The following is a 15,757-nucleotide window of genomic DNA, read 5'->3' as shown; positions in this document are numbered from 1 at the left end:
CGTTTTGCGCGTCCGGCAACCGCTAAACGGTATCGGTTAAAAGTTTAACTGATAATGGTTCGCAGGTGCATTAGATGCTGCCATGGCCCTGCGCGAGATAATCTTCGGAGCGCATTTCCTCCAGCCGGCTGACCGTCCGCTGGAATTCGAACCGCCCGTCGCCGGTCGGGTAGAGCGCCTCGGGTTCGGCATCGGCGGCGGCGAGCAGCTTGACCTTATGCTCGTAGAGCGCGTCGATCAGCGTGACGAAGCGCGCCGCCTCGTCGCGGTTCTCCGGGCCGAGGCGGGGGATGCCGACGAGGATCACCGTGTGATAGCGCCGCGCCACCGCGAGATAGTCGGCCGCACCGCGCGCCGCGCCGCACAGCTTCTTGAACGAGAAGACCGCGACGCCTTTCAGCGTCTTGGGGACATGGAGCGTGCGGCCCTGGACGACGAGATCCTCGGACGGGATCGGCTCGGTCACCTCGTGATCGGTGAGGCGGAAGAAGGCCGCGGACAGATCCGCCGTCGCCGCCGGGCCGTTCGGCACGAGCCAGATGTCCTGCTGGCCGAGCCGGTCGCGGCGATAGTCGATCGGGCCGTTGAGCGTGACGACGTCGAGCTTCGCCTCGATCAGCGCGATGAACGGCAGGAAATGTTCGCGGTTGAGGCCATTCTTGTAGAGATCGGCGGGCGCGCGGTTCGACGTCGTGACCATCGTCACGCCGGCGGCGAGCAGAGCGGTGAACAGCCGGCTGAGGATCATCGCATCGGGCGAATTGGTCACCATCATCTCGTCGAAGGCCAGCAGCCGCGTCTCCTCGGCCAGCGCGGCGGCGACCGGGGCGATCGGATCGCCGGCTTCCTTGCGCCGTTCGATCGCGATGCGTCCGTGCACCTCGATCATGAATTCGGCGAAATGGACGCGGCGCTTCTTCTCGATCGCGACATTGGCGAAGAACAGGTCCATCAGCATCGACTTGCCGCGGCCGACGTCGCCGAACATGTAGACGCCGCGCGCCGCGTCGCCGCCGCGCCCGGTCAGCCGCCCGAGCCAGCCGCGCTTCGGCGGCGTTTCCAGCGCGCTGGCGAGCGTGTCGAGGCGGAGCGCGGCGGAGCGCTGCTCGGCGTCGGGCCGCAACTCGCCGGCGGCGACCAGCGCGTCATAGGCGGCGAGGACCTTCATGCTGGCTCCTGCGATGGGATAGAGAGGTTATAGACGCGGCGGCGAGGCTGGTGGTGCGGCGGCATAAGCTTGCGCACGCCAGCCGCGGCTGCCTTGGAAAATCACGCCCAATCCGCGCGAAGCGCGGAGCCGCTCCTAACACCGCGCCACCCCGGCAAAGGCCGGGGTCCCGGTGGAAGAGCGTGCGAGGGGTGCTCTACGTCCCCCGACCGGACCCCGGCCTTCGCCGGGGTGGGCAAATGGTAGTGTGACGGACAAGCCACAATCGCAGCCAAGGGCTCAGCCAGTCCACCGGCGCGTCCAACATCATGGCCGCCGGGCGCTTCGTCCCCCTTACAGAATCCGCTCGGCTTCCATCTTCTTGATCTCGGCGATCGCCTTGGCCGGGTTGAGCCCCTTGGGGCAGGTGTTGGCGCAGTTCATGATCGTGTGGCAGCGATAGAGGCGGAACGGATCCTCGAGCTGGTCGAGCCGTTCGCCGGTCATCTCGTCGCGGCTGTCGGCGAGCCAGCGATAGGCCTGGAGCAGGATTGCCGGGCCGAGGAACTTGTCCGCATTCCACCAATAGCTCGGGCAGGAGGTCGAGCAGCAGGCGCACAGGATGCACTCGTAGAGGCCGTCGAGCTTGGCGCGGTCGTCCGGCGACTGGAGCCGCTCCTTCCCCGAGGGCGGCGGGCTGACCGTCTGCATCCACGGCTTGATCGAGCTATATTGCGCGTAGAAGTGCGTGAAGTCGGGGACGAGGTCCTTGATCACGTCCATCGCCGGCAGCGGGGTGATCTTCACCTCGCCCTTCACGTCCTCGATCGCGGTGGTGCAGGCGAGGCCGTTGCGCCCGTCGATGTTCATCGAGCAGGAGCCGCAGATGCCCTCGCGGCACGAGCGGCGGAAGGTCAGCGAACTGTCCTGCTCCGCCTTCATCTTGATCAGCGCGTCGAGCACCATCGGCCCGCATTCGTCGAGGTTGATCTCGAACGTGTCGTAGCGCGGGTTCTCGCCGGTGTCGGGATCGTAGCGATAGACCTTGAAGGTCTTGATGCGCTTTGCGTCGCCGGTCGCCTTATGGACCTTGCCCTTCGCCTTGACCTTGCTGTTCTTGGGCAGGGTGAACTCGGCCATGGCCGCAACGCTCCTCTAAATGCTGCGTTGCGGCTATGCCTTTCGTCGGGCTTTCGCAACCCCTGAGAGATAGGTCGCGGTCAGATCACATCAAGAACGAGGCCGCGGTCGCGCGCCTCCTCGGCCTCGATATACCAGTTGGACGGCGCCTTGCGCTGCAGCTCCTCGAACGGCACCGCCGAACCGCGGACGATCTCGCGAAAGCCTTCCTCCTGAATCTTGATGGATTCCTCGATCTCGTGGAGCTTCGCCTTGAGCACCGCGGGCAAGGTGGTGAGCGGGCCGGACAATTGGATGCTGCTGCTCATCAGCCGCTCGTGCAGCATCAGCCGCGTGCCGCGGGTGAGGAAGCGCGTCTCGACCGGGAAGGCCGCCATGAAGGTGGCGCCGGCGGAATAGACCGCGACCTTGCCGAGGAACAGCGTCTCGCGCCCGGTATAGTCGCGCAAAAGCCGGATATCGTCGCCCATCGCCCGCCCCATCTCCGGATCGCCGCCGAGCGTGGTCAGCGACACGACGATCGGCCCCTCCGTCGGCGCGGCGGCGAGCTGCGTCTTGAAGCGGGCGTACATCATCTCGTCGACGGTGCCGTGCAGCTGGATGTGCGGGACCGCGAGCAGGGGATATTTGCTGGCGACGTTGGCGCGGGGATCTTCGGTCATGCCGCGGCGAACCGTCGCACCCGCGCAAGGTTCCGGCGGCGGCGGACAACATAAGCGGAACCCCTCCCCGCCGGGGCGGTTGAGGGACGACCCAACAGCAGGATATCGCGTGACCCCAGCCCCCCAGCCCGATCGAACCCCGGCGCTCAAGCCGCTCGCCGAGCAGGTGATGGTCATCACCGGCGCGAGTTCCGGCATCGGCCTTGCCACCGCCAAGCGCGCCGCGAAACAGGGTGCGCGCGTGCTGCTCGTCGCGCGCGACGAATCGGCGTTGCGCACGGCGGTGCACGAGATCGTCGCCGACGGCGGGATCGCCGACGCCTATGCCGCCGACGTCGGCGACGCCGCCGCGGTCCGCGCCGCCGCGGCGCATGCCCGCCAGCGATTCGGGCGGATCGACACCTGGGTCAACGATGCCGGCACCGCGATCTACGGCAAGCTCGTCGACATCCCCGACGACGAGCATCAGCAGCTGTTCCGCACCAATTATTTCGGTGCGGTGCACGGCTGCCTCGCCGCCATCCCGCACCTGACCGAAACGCGCGGCGCGCTGATCACCGTCGCGTCGATCGCCGCGGACATGCCGAGCCCGATCATGGGCGCCTATGCCGCGAGCAAACATGCGGTGAAGGCCTATGTCGACGCGCTGCGCATCGAGCTCGCCTCCGACGGCGTGCCGGTGCAGGTGACGCTGATCAAGCCGTCCGGCATCGATACGCCGATCGCGCAACATGCAGCCAACCACGAGCCGGGCGAGGCACAGATTCCGCCGCCGGTCTATGCGCCCGAGCTCGTTGCCGACGCGATCCTGTTCTGTGCGACCCATGCCAAGCGCGACCTCACCGTCGGCGGCGCGGGGCGTGCGCAGGCGTTGTTCGCCGCACATTTCCCGTCGCTGTTCGACCGATTGGCGCCGATCGCCGCAACGATGTTCGTCGATCCCAAGAAGCGCCAGCCGGCGCCGAGCAATTTGTTCGAGAGCAACGACACCGGCCGCGTCCATTCGGGCGAGCATCCCGCCGCCCGTCAGACCAGCCTCTATACCGCTGCGGCGAAACATTCCGGCCTCACCACCGCGCTGAGCGCCATCGCCGTGGCGGGGATCGGCGCGTTCGTCTATGGCCGGAAGGATCGGTGATGAGCGCTATCGACTGGCAGATGAGCGCGATCCTCGCCAACGTCGATCGCGGCGGCAACGAAGTGCCGGAGGTGACCAACCTCGCCGATGCGGTGCGCGCCTGGCTCGCGCTCGACCATGGCATGCAGAACGACGCGGTGCTCCGGCCGGAACATCCGATCATGCTCGACGGCGAGCGGACGGTCGCGCTGACCGGGCAGGCGATCCGGGTGCTTGCCGACCGGCTCGACGGATAGCGTCTCGGGTTTCTGAGAGGTCGTGCAGAGGCGCAGCGGGATGCGCCTGCCGCGGCAGCGGCTTTCAGTCGACCCGGTGAGGTTCGGCACCGCGTTTCCCCACCCACTGGATTTCCGCGCCTCCGCGCCTCCGCGTGAAATCTCCTCTTTCGGCTGGATAGTCGGCGTGCGCGACCGCCGCGTCGATCAGTCTGATCAGATCAGCAAAATGGGTTCACGCGGAGGCGCGGAGATATCGTTCGTGCCGGGCGTAGCGCCCCGGCACCGACGATTGCCGATATCGGGCCGCGATCGCCGCGACCGCCCCTGCTGCGCCCTCTGCGCCTCTGCGCGCGCTCCGATCACCCCGTGCCGATCAGCGGCAGCATCGCCGGCGCGAGGCCCTCGCCGCGCGCGGTCAGCCGGATCGCACCGCCGCGCGCGCCGGCCTGCACCAGCGCCATCGCCAGCCCGTTGAACGCCGAGCGCGTCGTCGCATGATCGGGTTCGAGGCTGCGCGGATCGCCGTTGCCGACGCCGAGCAGCGTCGCATCGCCGCCAATCGCGAAGTGCAGCCGGTCGTGCGCGGTCGGCACCTCGTGCCCCGCGGCATCGAGGATCGCCGCGCGTACCACCGCGACCGCGCCGGGCGCGAGCCGGCGGCGGTCGCTCGACAGACCGATCCGCGCCGGCGCGCCGCTGGTGATGCGCTCGGCGGTGAGCAGCCGCCGACCGTCGCGATAGCCATGCGCCGTGATCCGTCCGGGCGCATAGGGCACCTGCCAGACGAGATGGCGATTGCGCGTCACCGTCTGCCGCCCGAGGCTGCGGCCGTTGACGAGCAGTTCCACCGCCTCGCAATTGCTGTGCACCCACACTGCGACCGTCTGCCCCTCGCGGCCCGGCCAGGTCCAGTGCGGGAAGAGGTGGAGCACCGGTTCGCTGCCCCACCACGCCTTGTAATAATAGAAATTGTCCTTCGGAAAGCCGCACAGGTCCATCTGCCCGAAATGCGAGACATTCTCCGGCCAGCGTTCGAACGGCGTCGGCTCGCCGCGATAGTCGAAGCCGGTCCAGACGAAGCCGCCGGCGAGGAAGTCGCGTGTATCGTAGAAGGACCACCAGTCCTGCGCGGTCGTCGCCCAGCGCGGGAATTCCTGGTCATAGGCGGGCACCAGCCCCTCGGCCTCGTTGCGCGCATATTCGCCGCGCGTCATCACCGTGCTGCCCGTCTCGGTGCCGATCATCGGCACGTCGGGATGGGCGGCGTGGAAGCCGTCTATTTCGTTGAGATAGTAATTGCAGCCCATCACGTCGAGCACGCGCGAGGCGCCCTGTCCGAGCTTGCCGTTGAACGCCTCGGTCACCGGGCGCGTGCCGTCGAGCGCGGTGATGCGGCGCTTCATCGTCGCGGCGATCCGCGCGCCGGTCTCGGTGCCGCGGTGAATCTCCTCATTGCCGATGCTCCACAGGATGACGCTCGGATGGCTGCGCCCCTGCCGGACGACCCGGTCGAGCTGCGACAGCCCCTCGGCGTTGCTCGACATCTGCCGCGTCTCGTCCATCACCAGCAGCCCGAGCCGGTCGCAGGCATCGAGCACCGCGGGCGCGGGCGCATGATGCGTCGAGCGATAGGCGTTGGCGCCCATCGCCTTCAGCCGTTCGAGCCGCCAGACGTGCAGGCTGTCGGGCACCGCGAAGCCGACCCCGGCATGATCCTGATGGTTGCACGTCCCCTTGATCTTGACCGGCTGGCCGTTGAGGAAGAAACCGCGCGTCGCATCGAACCGGATCGTGCGAATGCCGAAGGCACTATCGTCGCGATCGATCACGACGTCGTCGCGGACGATCTCGCTGGTCAGCCGATAGAGCTGCGGCGTCTCGATCGACCAGAGCGCCGGGTCGCGCACCTGCCTGACCTGCGTCGCGGTCTGCTGCCCCCACGCCGGCAGCGCCAGCGGATCGGAGGTCAGCCGCGCCACCACCCGTCCGTCGGGCGCGGTCACCGTCGAGCGGACGCGCACCGTCGCCGCCGGACCGTCATTGGCGATCTCGGTGGCGATATCGAGCCGCGCCCCGGCGGCGGTCACGGCGGTGCGGACATAGGCGCCCCATTGGCGGACGTGGACCGGCGCGGTCTTGACCAGCCGGGCGTGGCGGTACAGCCCTGCCCCCTCGTACGACCATGCCTCCCCCAGGCTGACGTCGCAGCGCACGAGCAGGACGTTGTCGACGCCCGGTCGGGCGAAATCGGTGACGTCGATCTCGAACGGAGTATAGGCGCTTTCGTTGCTGCCGACGATGAAGCCGTTGAGGATGACGAGGCAGTCGCGCGACACGCCGTCGAACTGGAGCAGCAGCCGGCGGCCGTCATCGTCCTTCGCAAGGCGGAGGATGCGGCGATACCAGCCGACGCTGGTCGCCGGCCAGGCGCGGCCGAGCGGCTTGAACCCCTGGAACGATCCGGTCTTGTCCGCCTCGCTCCCCGGCGGGCCGAACCGCTCGAACGGCAGGTCGACCGCCCAGTCGTGTGGCAGCGTCACCGCTTGCCAGGCGGAATCGTCGAAGGTGCCCTCGGCGGCCGGCGTGCCGGCATCGCCCGATTTGGCATAGGTGTCGTGGCTGCGGCCGAAGCCGAAGTCCTTCGCCGGATCGGCGGCATGGCCGAGGTGGAAGCGCCAGTCGTCAAGCGGTTCGACGATCCGCGGGCCGGCGGGCGACGGCACAGGCGCGGCGGCGGGAAGCAAGGTCGCGGCGGCGGCGGCGGCGCCGGAGGTCAGGATGGCGCGGCGATGCGGGTGGTTCAATGCACGGGTCCTTGCGCGGGGAGATCGCCAATCCCATCACGCACCGCGCCACCCGTCAAATATAATATACGATTCCGGCCGCGTCACGCTTTGCAGCGTGGTGCGTTCCGCGTCAGGCAGGCGCAAGTTCGCGGCAGGCGAACATTGCAAATGCAGGCGTATTAACCCAATGGTAGCCTCCTCGTGCCAAGTATGGCCGAGGGGTGACCCCACAATAGGAGATTAGCGTGATTCGTAAGTACCTCACCGCCGTTGCCGCTACGGCTCTCGTCGCTGCGCCGGTCGCTGCGGCACCGGCCAACCCCGCTGCGAGCCTGTCGGTTGCCAAGTCGGTCCGCACCGGTTCGACCTCGGCCAAGAAGAACGAGCTCGCCGGTGGCGGCGTGATCATCGCCGTGCTGGCGGTGGCTGCGGTTGCCGCGGGCATCGTGGCGGTCGCTTCGGACGACGGCCAGGCCGACAGCAACTAAAATCCGTTTTTCCGGGCCATCGCCGCGCGATGGCCATGGGAAACGGCAACGCCACGGGCGTTCGCAAAGGGGGCTGCGGCCCCCTTTGTTGTGTCCGCCGCGGCCGCAGCCGCGTCACCGCTCGCCGCGCTGATCGGTCAGCCGCGCCGGGCCACGGTTCCAGCGGCGCATCAGCGCGCGTACCAGTCCGCCGCGATGATAATAAGAGTCATGCCATTCGGCGGCCCGGCGGCGCTGCGCGCGGCGATCGAAGCGGATGGCGAGGAGCAGCAGCACGACGACGCACAGGATGCTGCCGAGGATCAGCATGTCGCTTGCGGAAAGATGTTGCCAATACATGCGTCACGGCCCCTTCCGGGCGCCCTGCCGGCCCGGGCGTTGACGAGCCTGCCGGCAGGGCGTGTCCTAACATGGCGTCGGCCCCGCCCCGCGGCAACCGGTAAGGCGCCGGTGAATCCCGTTACGATACAGACACCGGTCAGCCGCGCACCAGCGCGACCGGGCGGGCGCCGCGGCGCACCGGCAGTTCCTTGATGCGCCGCGCGCGCACCGTGCCGCTCGCCCCGACCATATTGACGTAGAGGCCGTTGGGCGCGGTATCCTCGGTCACCACCGCCTGCGCGCCGATTTCGCAGCCCTCGCCGATCGTCACGCCGGGGTTGATCGTCACGTCGGTCATCACCCAGCAGCCGGCCTTGATCGTGATCGGCGCGTTGATCGTCTCGGGCGACGAACGGCGGGTCGGATCGCCGGTATGATGATGCGTGCTGGTGGTGAAGGTCACGCCCGAGGAGACGCGCGCGCCATCCTCGAAGGTCAGCCGCGCCGCGCCATCGTACCGCGCGAAGCAGTTGAGCATCGCGTCGCGCCCCATGACGATATCGGCGCTGTCGAGCCAGCACGAATGACGCACCGTCGCGGTCGGATGGATGCGCGCACCGGCGAAATTGAGCAGCCGCCGTCGCCACCGATCCGAGATGAACACCGATCCCTGGATGCGCAGGATCAGCGCGCGCAGCTTGGTCCGCTGCCAGTGTTCGGTAGCCATATGGCGTCTCCCGGCACGACCTGTCGCGCCCCTGTCGCCACGATAGGGCAACGCCCTTGGCCTAGCGCATTATGACGTGTTTGTCATGTCGGCGGCGTGCCCGACCGTTACGCGGCCTTAACTTTCTGATTGTAGGGCGGTTCTCGGTCCGAGAGGCCATGGAGGGGATGCCCGGCTGACCCGCCCGCACAGTATTTGGCGGGCGGGTCAGTCTAGCCGGGCGCTCTCCGCCACCTGCCGCGCCGCGGCGACGCTCCGTTCGAAATAATAGAGGGCCGGCGCCTCGTAGGTGACCAGATAGAGTTTGCCGTCGCGCAGCGTGCCGAATCCTTCGCCCCGGACGTGGATGGCTTCCTCCGGTCGGACGAAAGTGTAGCTAAAATGCACGCCGCCGGCGCCGGCGAACGGCGTCGGCTCGACATGATCGATCGTCATCGTCGCGACGTCGAGGGCGCTGCGATAGCTGTTCTCCAGAAGCGTCGGAATGTCGGTGAGCAGCATCGTCCGGTTGACCGGCGGCAGCGGATGCTCCCTGCGATCGGCCTGACGGAACAGCGTCTTCCCCTCGCCGATCGCGGCATAGAAGGTCAGCGCGTTGAGCGTGTCGCCGTCGAGCGTCCACACCTCGGCATTGCGGCCGGGTCGCGCGCCCAGCCGGTTCCACTCGCTCGCGGGCGTCACCGTCAGGGGCGTCTTGGCGATGCTCACCCGTCCGCCGGCGGCGATGAGCCGGTTGCTCGCGCCCGCCGGCACCGCCGCCGCCAGAACGACGACCAGCAACAGGTGGCGGGGCAAGCGGTTCGGCAAGCGCGTCGTCATCATCGATCTCATCCCGCAATCAGGGTGGCGATCATCGCTGCGTCGCCGGCATCGGCCCTGCGCGCGAGATAGTCGCGCAGCGCCGCCTTGCCGGCCTCGACCTGCCCGCTGCGCAGCAACGCCAGCCCCAGCCCGCGATAGGCCTCCGCCGGCGCATCGCCGTGCGTGATCGCCTCCCGGTAGAAACCGGCGGCGGCGGACAGATCGCGGGGGTTGCCGCGCTCGCGGTACAATTCGCCGCGCGCGAACAAGAGCGGCGTCGTCCAGCCGTCCACGGCCAATTGGTTGAGCAGATATTCGCTGCCGCCGAAATCGTTGCGCTTGATCTGGTCGTCGAGCAGGCGCGGCAGCCACGGCGCGATCGCGGCGCGGAAGCGTGCCGCCTCATCGACGCCGCCGCCGCCGATCTGCGCCGCCGCCGCGCGCAGATAGGTGGCGCGGGTCAGCTCGGTCGGATGCGTATCGAAGAAGCCGGCGACATACCGCTGGTTGGGCTTGCGATAGCGGCCGATCTCGGTGGCGTCCTGCTCCGCCATCACCCGCGTCCACAGATCCGCCGGCGCGGTCACGACATAGCCCGCCGCGGTGAGATAGCGGAAACCGAGCATGTCCGCCGCCGCTTCCTGCGCGCGACTGAAGCGATAGAAGCCGCCGACCACCATCGTCGGCAAGGCGATCCCGCCCGCGCCGAGCAACCCGGCCCAGGCGAGCAGATCGCTGCCGCTGCGCCGGCGCTGGAAGCCGGTAAGCGTATGGCGCAATTCGAAGTGGCTGAATTCATGCCCGAACATCGCGGCGAGTTCGGCCTCGCTATGCAGCCGCAGCAGCGCCCCCGACCATAAGGTCATCATCCCGTTCGCATAGGTGGTCGCGTTGAACATCGGTATGCGGACGATATACAGCCGGATCGCCGCGCATCGCACCGGCCCGACGGTGCGGCACAGCACCTCGCGCGCATAGGCGTTCAGCGCCGGATCGCGGATCACCTCGGGCGCGTCGCGCATCCGCCGCTCGTCCTCGTCGGCCTCCATCCACAGGCCGCGCTCGTCGACCGTCGTCGGCTGATAGGCGGTGGTGAACGGGGGCAGCGGCAACGTCTCGCGCGCCGCCTGCACCGGCGCCGCGCAAAGCGCCGCGGCGAGCAGCGGCACGATCAGCCGGCGCATGTCAGCGCGCCCGGTTCGCATCCGCCGCAGCGACCGGCGTGTCGGCGGGTTTGCCGGGGAAGCCGGCGAGCAGCTCGCGCACCCGTTTGCGGGCGCCCTCCGGCGTGCGGACGTCGCCGCCCATCTGCAGATCGGCGTTGAGCCAGACGAGCTCGCCGCTGTGCAGATCGACCAGCCCGGCGAACCCCTTGTGCACGCCGGAGACGACCGACACACGGGCGAGTGCGGCGAACAGTTGCAACACCTTGCGCCCGGTCGATCCGAACGCGTCCTCGGTCGTCACGAACAGGGCGTAATCGGCGCCACCGAGCCCCGGCAGTGTGCCAACCTCCGGCCCCAGCCCCCAGTCGAACTGATCCTTGCGCTTCTTGGTCGGCAGCCGATTGCCGGGGAAGAACTGAAATTCGATCACCGCCGCGGCGACGGTATCGAACAGCGCCTGATATTCGGCGAGCGCCGCGGCGTCCGCCCCGTCCGGCGCGGCATAATCGACCACCGTATGGCCGAGATGCGCCTCCGCCTCGCGCAGCGACGCGCCGAGCGCCTCGCGCGCCTGCGCGGTCCAGTCGGCATTGGGCTCGAACAGGCCCGCGGTGGATTGCGCACCGACCGTGATCGATGGACGGAACAGCAGGATGCGGGCAGTGTCCGGCGGCAGCACGAAACCCGGCTTGATCGCCGATCTCTCCTGCGCCGACGCCGGCACGGCGGCTGCGGCGACCAGACAGGCCAAGATCATATCCCGCGCAATCCGCAACATACCGCCCCCGGCCGCTCCGTTTACTTCGAGTCGCACCGACGTTTATCATGTCGTGCTTGACGATGCAGCGGATTTCCCGTTTTGCCTTGACTCTTTATTCACTATGGGTAGGCAGACACTTGACTTTATTGCCCTTCTCTTGTCGCTTGGTGCTGTGACCGCAAACGGCACCATTCCGCGATCCGGGCGTTACGTCCCCGCAATGGTTTCTCGCCACCTGAAAGTCGCCAGCTACAATATCCACAAGGGCGTCGGGCTCGACCGGCGGCGCAATCCCGAGCGGGTGCTGGAGGTGCTGCGCGAGATCGATGCCGATGTGATCGCGCTCCAGGAGGCGGACCGCCGTTTCGGCCCGCGCGAATCGGTGCTGCCCGCGCATCTGCTCGACGAGCATAGCGACTGGAAGCCGGTCGCCTTCGGCATGCGGGCGCTGTCGATGGGCTGGCACGGCAATGTCATCCTCGTCCGCAAGGCGGCGCGGGTGATCCATTGCGCGCCGATCCACCTCCCCTCGCTCGAACCGCGCGGGGCGGTCACCGCCGATGTCGAGCTGGACGGCGTGACCCTGCGCGTCGTCGGCATGCATCTCGACCTGTCCGGCCTGTGGCGACGGCGGCAGGCGGCGGCGATCCTCGCGCATGTCGAAGGCTGCGCCGACCGTCATCCGACCGTGATGATGGGCGATCTCAACGAATGGACCGCGGCGGCGGGATGTTTGCGCGACTTCGGCCGCGACTATCGCATGGCGGCGACCGGGCCGAGCTTCCACGCGCGCCGGCCGGTCGGGCGGCTCGACCGGATCATGGTGTCCGCCGACCTCCATGTGGCGGAATGCGGCGTCCACGCCAGCGCCGCCGCGCGCAAGACCTCGGACCATCTGCCGATCTGGGCGATGCTGGCCCCGGCGTGATGCGCGAGAAGGAGCTGCGCCTCGCGCTGGTCTGTTATGGCGGGATCAGCCTTGCCGTCTACATGCACGGCATCACCAAGGAGGTCTGGCACCTCGTCCGCGCCAGCCGCGCGATCCACGCCGGTGAGACCGCGCACGGCGCCAGCGAGCGCGTCTATGCGGAGCTGATCGCCGAGATCGAGGCGCTCGCCGGGCTGCGGCTGCGCGTCCTCGCCGATATCGTCGCGGGCGCGTCGGCGGGCGGGATCAACGGCATCTTCCTCGCCCAGGCGATCACCAGCGGCCAGAGCCTCGAACCGCTCACCGACCTGTGGCTGACCTCCGCCGATGTCGAGGCGCTGATCGATGCCGAGGCGGCGCCGGCGAGCCGCTTCTCCAAATTATGGGCCTTGCCGCTCGCCTGGGTCGCGGCGGGGCGCAGCAAGGACAAGGTCGAGGCGCTCGACGCGGCGACGCAGGACGAGGTGCGCACCAAGCTGTCGCATTTCGTCCGCTCGCGCTGGTTCGAGCCGCCGTTCGGCGGCGAGACCTTCACCGGGCTGTTGCTCGATGCCTTCGCGGCGATGGCCGCCGCGCCGCCGGGGCCGCGGCTGCTGCCGGCCGGGCAGCCGCTCGACCTGTTCGTCACCTGCACCGATTTCACCGGCCATCCCGAGCGGCTGCGGCTCAATTCGCCGCCGGAGGTGCTCGAGACCGAGCATCGCATCGTCATCGGCTTTTCCGACCATGCCGGCGGCGCGATCGGCGCGGTGCCCGAACTCGCCTTTGCGGCGCGGGCGACGTCGAGCTTCCCCGGCGCCTTCCCGCCGTTCACCGTCGCCGAACTCGACCGGGTCCTCGCCGCGCGCGGGCTCGCCTGGCCGGAGCGCGACGCCTTCCTCAAGCGGGTCCTGCCGCGCCACGTCGCCGCCAATCAGGTCGACAAGGCGGTGCTGATCGACGGGTCGGTGCTCGCCAATGCGCCGTTCCGCCCGGCGATCGATGCGCTCAGGGAACGGCCGGCGAGGCGCGAGGTCGACCGCCGCTTCGTCTACATTGACCCGTCGCCGGGCATCAAGATCCGCCTCGGCGCAGGGGGCGAGACGCCGGGCTTCTTCCAGACTATCCTCGGCGCCCTCAGCGACCTGCCGCGGCAGCAGCCGATCCGCGACAATCTCGATGCGCTCGCCGAACGCTCCGAACGGATCGACCGGCTGCGCGGCATCGTCACCGCGCTGCGCCCGGCGGTGGAGGAGGAGATCGAGCAATCCTTCGGCCATACCCTGTTCCTCGACCGGCCGACGCCGGCGCGGCTGGTCGCGTGGCGGCGGCGTGCGCAGACGGCGGCGGCGAGCCGCGCCGGCTACAGCTATGTCGCCTACGGTCATCTCAAGCTGAGCGGCGTCGTCGCGATGATCAGCGGGCTGCTCTACCAGATCGGCGGCGAGCCGGGGCAGCAGCGCTGGCGGCGGATCCGCGCGGGGATCGAGGCGGCGATCGCGTCGCGCGGCTTCGGCGGCGTCGCGCCGAGCTTCTCGGGCAAGGAAGGCGCGGCGACGATCGACTTCCTGCGCACCTTCGACCTCGGCTTCCGCATCCGCCGGCTGCGGCTGATGGCGCGCCGACTCGAGGAGATCGAGGCCGGGCAGCCCGACGACCAGTCGGCCGGCGCCGCCGCGATGCGCGACGCCATCTATGCCTCGCTCGCCGCCTATCTCGACCGCCAGCGTGCCGATCATTATCCGCAGCTCCACCAGATGGTGCGGACGTCCCGCAGCCAGGACGCGGCGCCGCTGCTCGACGCGCTCGGCGACGCGCTCGATCTCGCCACGCTCGATGCCGACACCGACCGCCGGCTCGCCGACGCCTTCGTCAGCCTCGACCGGCCGATGCGGCGGGCGCTGCTGCTCACCTATTTGGGCTTCCCCTATTTCGACACCGCGACGCTGCCGCTGCTGCAGGGCGAGGGACTCGACGAGTTCGACCCGATCAAGGTCGATCGCATCGCCCCCGACGATGCCGGCTCGATCCGCGCCGGCGGCGCGGAGGCGACGCTCAAGGGCATCCAATTCAACAGCTTCGGCGCCTTCTTCAGCCGCGCCTATCGCGAGAACGATTATCTGTGGGGCCGGCTGCACGGCGCCGAGCGGATGATCGACATCTGCGTCTCGACGCTGCCGCCGACGGTGCGGATGAAGCCGGGCCGCGTCGCCGCGATCAAACGCAGCGCCTTCCGCGCGATCCTCGACGAGGAAGAGCCGCGGCTGACGGCGATCCCCGGGCTGATCGCGACGCTGCGCGGCGAGGTGGGGTAAGGCCGCCTCACGCCGGCACGCCGGGCCGCCCCGATCGTACCCGTCCGGCCCCTCTGGCCATCCGCCTCCGCCGCCGCTACCCTCGCCCGCGTCCCCGGGAGTGATGCATGCAGTTCCTCAAGATCCTGTTCTGGTTCCTGCTCGCGTTCGTCGCGGCGCTGTTCACCTACGGCAATTGGACCAGCATCCAGATCAACCTGTGGAGCGGGCTGATCGCCGACGTCAATCTGCCGCTGCTGCTGCTCGTCACCTTCCTGCTCGGACTGCTGCCGACCTATCTCTATCTCGGCACGGTGCGCTGGCGGCTGCGCCAGCGGCTGAGCGCCTGCGAGCGGCTGCTCGCCGAGCAGCGCGCGCAGGTCGCGCCGCCGGCCCTCGTCGTCGCGCCGGCGAACGCCGATCCGCTGACGCCGAGCGAACCCGCCGCGATGGGCCGCCCGGCATGAGCCCGATCTTCGTCGCGATCGACACGCCCGATCTTGCCCGTGCCAAGGCGCTCGCCAACCGCACGCGCGCGCATGTCGGCGGGCTCAAGCTCGGGCTCGAGTTCTTCTGTGCGCACGGACAGGCCGGGGTGCGCGAGCTTGCCGAGATCGGGCTGCCGATCTTCCTCGACCTCAAGCTGCACGACATTCCCAATACCGTCGCCAAGGCGGTACAGGCGCTCAGCGGGCTCGCGCCGGCGATCCTCACCGTCCATGCCAGCGGCGGCCGCGCGATGCTGGAGGATGCCAAGGCCGCGGCGTCGCCGCATACCAAGGTGGTCGCGGTGACGATGCTGACCAGCCTCGATGCGAGCGACCTCGCCGCGACCGGCGTCGCCGGTAGCGCCGAGGCGCAGGTGCTGCGCCTCACCGATCTGGCGCATGAGGCGGGGATCGACGGCATCGTCTGCTCGGGGGCCGAGGTCGCCGCGGCGCGCAAGGCGTGGCCCAAGGGCTTCTTCGTCGTACCCGGCGTCCGCCCTGCCGACGGCGTGATCGGCGATCAGAAACGGGTCGTCACACCGCGCGCCGCGCTCGATGCGGGTGCGTCGATCCTCGTCATTGGCCGTCCGATCACCCAGGCGGAGGACCCCGACGCCGCCGCCCGCGCGATCGGCGCGACGTTGTAAATGACACATCCCTCTCCCTACGGGAGAGGGATGCGGCGAGAGGGTGAGGGCAGGCGCGAAACGCTCG

16 protein-coding genes are annotated in these 15,757 nt (G+C 68.9%); 7 read left to right on the top strand and 9 right to left on the bottom strand.

Annotated elements, in window-relative coordinates; genetic code table 11:
- Positions 1 to 70: 70 nt before the first annotated feature.
- From zapE to PBN85_RS08950, 3 genes are all read right to left on the bottom strand, one after another.
- Positions 71 to 1,168, bottom strand: coding sequence for a cell division protein ZapE (gene zapE / locus PBN85_RS08960; RefSeq protein ID WP_271298724.1), 1,098 nt, complete (start codon positions 1,166 to 1,168; stop codon positions 71 to 73).
- Positions 1,169 to 1,501: 333 nt separating this feature from the next.
- Positions 1,502 to 2,287 carry a succinate dehydrogenase iron-sulfur subunit gene (locus tag PBN85_RS08955; protein ID WP_037536650.1) on the bottom strand — a complete coding sequence of 262 codons (786 nt, stop codon included), beginning with the start codon at positions 2,285 to 2,287 and terminating at the stop codon, positions 1,502 to 1,504.
- Between the two features lie 80 nt (positions 2,288 to 2,367).
- Positions 2,368 to 2,949: a ClpP family protease gene (locus PBN85_RS08950; RefSeq protein ID WP_037536652.1), complete on the bottom strand. Its 582-nt coding sequence runs from the start codon at positions 2,947 to 2,949 to the stop codon at positions 2,368 to 2,370.
- Between the two features lie 109 nt (positions 2,950 to 3,058).
- Here PBN85_RS08950 and PBN85_RS08945 point away from each other — a divergent pair, with 109 nt between their 5' ends.
- Entirely contained in the window at positions 3,059 to 4,087 is a 1,029-nt protein-coding gene (locus PBN85_RS08945; protein ID WP_271298723.1) for an SDR family oxidoreductase, read from the top strand.
- A complete protein-coding gene (locus tag PBN85_RS08940; RefSeq protein WP_271298722.1) occupies positions 4,087 to 4,323 on the top strand; it encodes a hypothetical protein in 237 nt (78 codons plus the stop codon). The genes PBN85_RS08945 and PBN85_RS08940 overlap by 1 nt, the downstream gene beginning before the upstream one ends.
- A gap of 341 nt (positions 4,324 to 4,664) precedes the next feature.
- Here the strand turns inward: PBN85_RS08940 and galA are convergent, their stop codons facing one another.
- Positions 4,665 to 7,109, bottom strand: a complete 2,445-nt coding sequence (gene galA, locus PBN85_RS08935; protein ID WP_271298721.1) for a beta-galactosidase GalA — start codon at positions 7,107 to 7,109, stop codon at positions 4,665 to 4,667.
- A gap of 227 nt (positions 7,110 to 7,336) precedes the next feature.
- Between galA and PBN85_RS08930 the strand changes: the two genes are divergently transcribed.
- Positions 7,337 to 7,579: a hypothetical protein gene (locus PBN85_RS08930; protein WP_152542418.1), complete on the top strand. Its 243-nt coding sequence runs from the start codon at positions 7,337 to 7,339 to the stop codon at positions 7,577 to 7,579.
- A gap of 114 nt (positions 7,580 to 7,693) precedes the next feature.
- On the opposite strand, the gene PBN85_RS08925 is transcribed toward PBN85_RS08930, so the two are convergent.
- From PBN85_RS08925 to PBN85_RS08905, 5 genes are all read right to left on the bottom strand, one after another.
- Positions 7,694 to 7,918, bottom strand: a complete 225-nt coding sequence (locus PBN85_RS08925) for a hypothetical protein (protein WP_271298720.1) — start codon at positions 7,916 to 7,918, stop codon at positions 7,694 to 7,696.
- A gap of 139 nt (positions 7,919 to 8,057) precedes the next feature.
- The gene (locus PBN85_RS08920; RefSeq protein WP_271298719.1) at positions 8,058 to 8,627 is read right to left on the bottom strand and encodes an acyltransferase; all 570 of its coding nucleotides are present in this window, start codon (positions 8,625 to 8,627) and stop codon (positions 8,058 to 8,060) included.
- Between the two features lie 207 nt (positions 8,628 to 8,834).
- Positions 8,835 to 9,446 carry a hypothetical protein gene (locus tag PBN85_RS08915; protein ID WP_271298718.1) on the bottom strand — a complete coding sequence of 204 codons (612 nt, stop codon included), beginning with the start codon at positions 9,444 to 9,446 and terminating at the stop codon, positions 8,835 to 8,837.
- Between the two features lie 8 nt (positions 9,447 to 9,454).
- Positions 9,455 to 10,612: a M48 family metallopeptidase gene (locus PBN85_RS08910; protein WP_271300803.1), complete on the bottom strand. Its 1,158-nt coding sequence runs from the start codon at positions 10,610 to 10,612 to the stop codon at positions 9,455 to 9,457.
- Between the two features lies 1 nt (position 10,613).
- The gene (locus PBN85_RS08905; protein ID WP_271300802.1) at positions 10,614 to 11,351 is read right to left on the bottom strand and encodes a hypothetical protein; all 738 of its coding nucleotides are present in this window, start codon (positions 11,349 to 11,351) and stop codon (positions 10,614 to 10,616) included.
- Between the two features lie 223 nt (positions 11,352 to 11,574).
- Here PBN85_RS08905 and PBN85_RS08900 point away from each other — a divergent pair, with 223 nt between their 5' ends.
- From PBN85_RS08900 to pyrF, 4 genes are all read left to right on the top strand, one after another.
- Complete coding sequence (locus PBN85_RS08900; RefSeq protein WP_271300801.1) at positions 11,575 to 12,282, top strand: endonuclease/exonuclease/phosphatase family protein; 708 nt, start codon at positions 11,575 to 11,577, stop codon at positions 12,280 to 12,282.
- A complete protein-coding gene (locus PBN85_RS08895; RefSeq protein WP_271300866.1) occupies positions 12,282 to 14,576 on the top strand; it encodes a patatin-like protein in 2,295 nt (764 codons plus the stop codon). Before PBN85_RS08900 ends, PBN85_RS08895 begins: the two co-directional genes overlap by 1 nt.
- A 107-nt stretch (positions 14,577 to 14,683) precedes the next feature.
- Complete coding sequence (locus PBN85_RS08890) at positions 14,684 to 15,022, top strand: lipopolysaccharide assembly protein LapA domain-containing protein (protein ID WP_037536668.1); 339 nt, start codon at positions 14,684 to 14,686, stop codon at positions 15,020 to 15,022.
- A complete protein-coding gene (gene pyrF, locus PBN85_RS08885; RefSeq protein ID WP_037536670.1) occupies positions 15,019 to 15,690 on the top strand; it encodes an orotidine-5'-phosphate decarboxylase in 672 nt (223 codons plus the stop codon). Before PBN85_RS08890 ends, pyrF begins: the two co-directional genes overlap by 4 nt.
- Positions 15,691 to 15,757 lie beyond the last annotated feature (67 nt).

The organism is Sphingomonas sp. CV7422, from assembly GCF_027945725.1.
In the GTDB taxonomy this organism is placed as follows: Bacteria; Pseudomonadota; Alphaproteobacteria; order Sphingomonadales; family Sphingomonadaceae; genus Sphingomonas; species Sphingomonas kyungheensis.
This window is presented reverse-complemented; position numbering and strand designations above follow the sequence as displayed.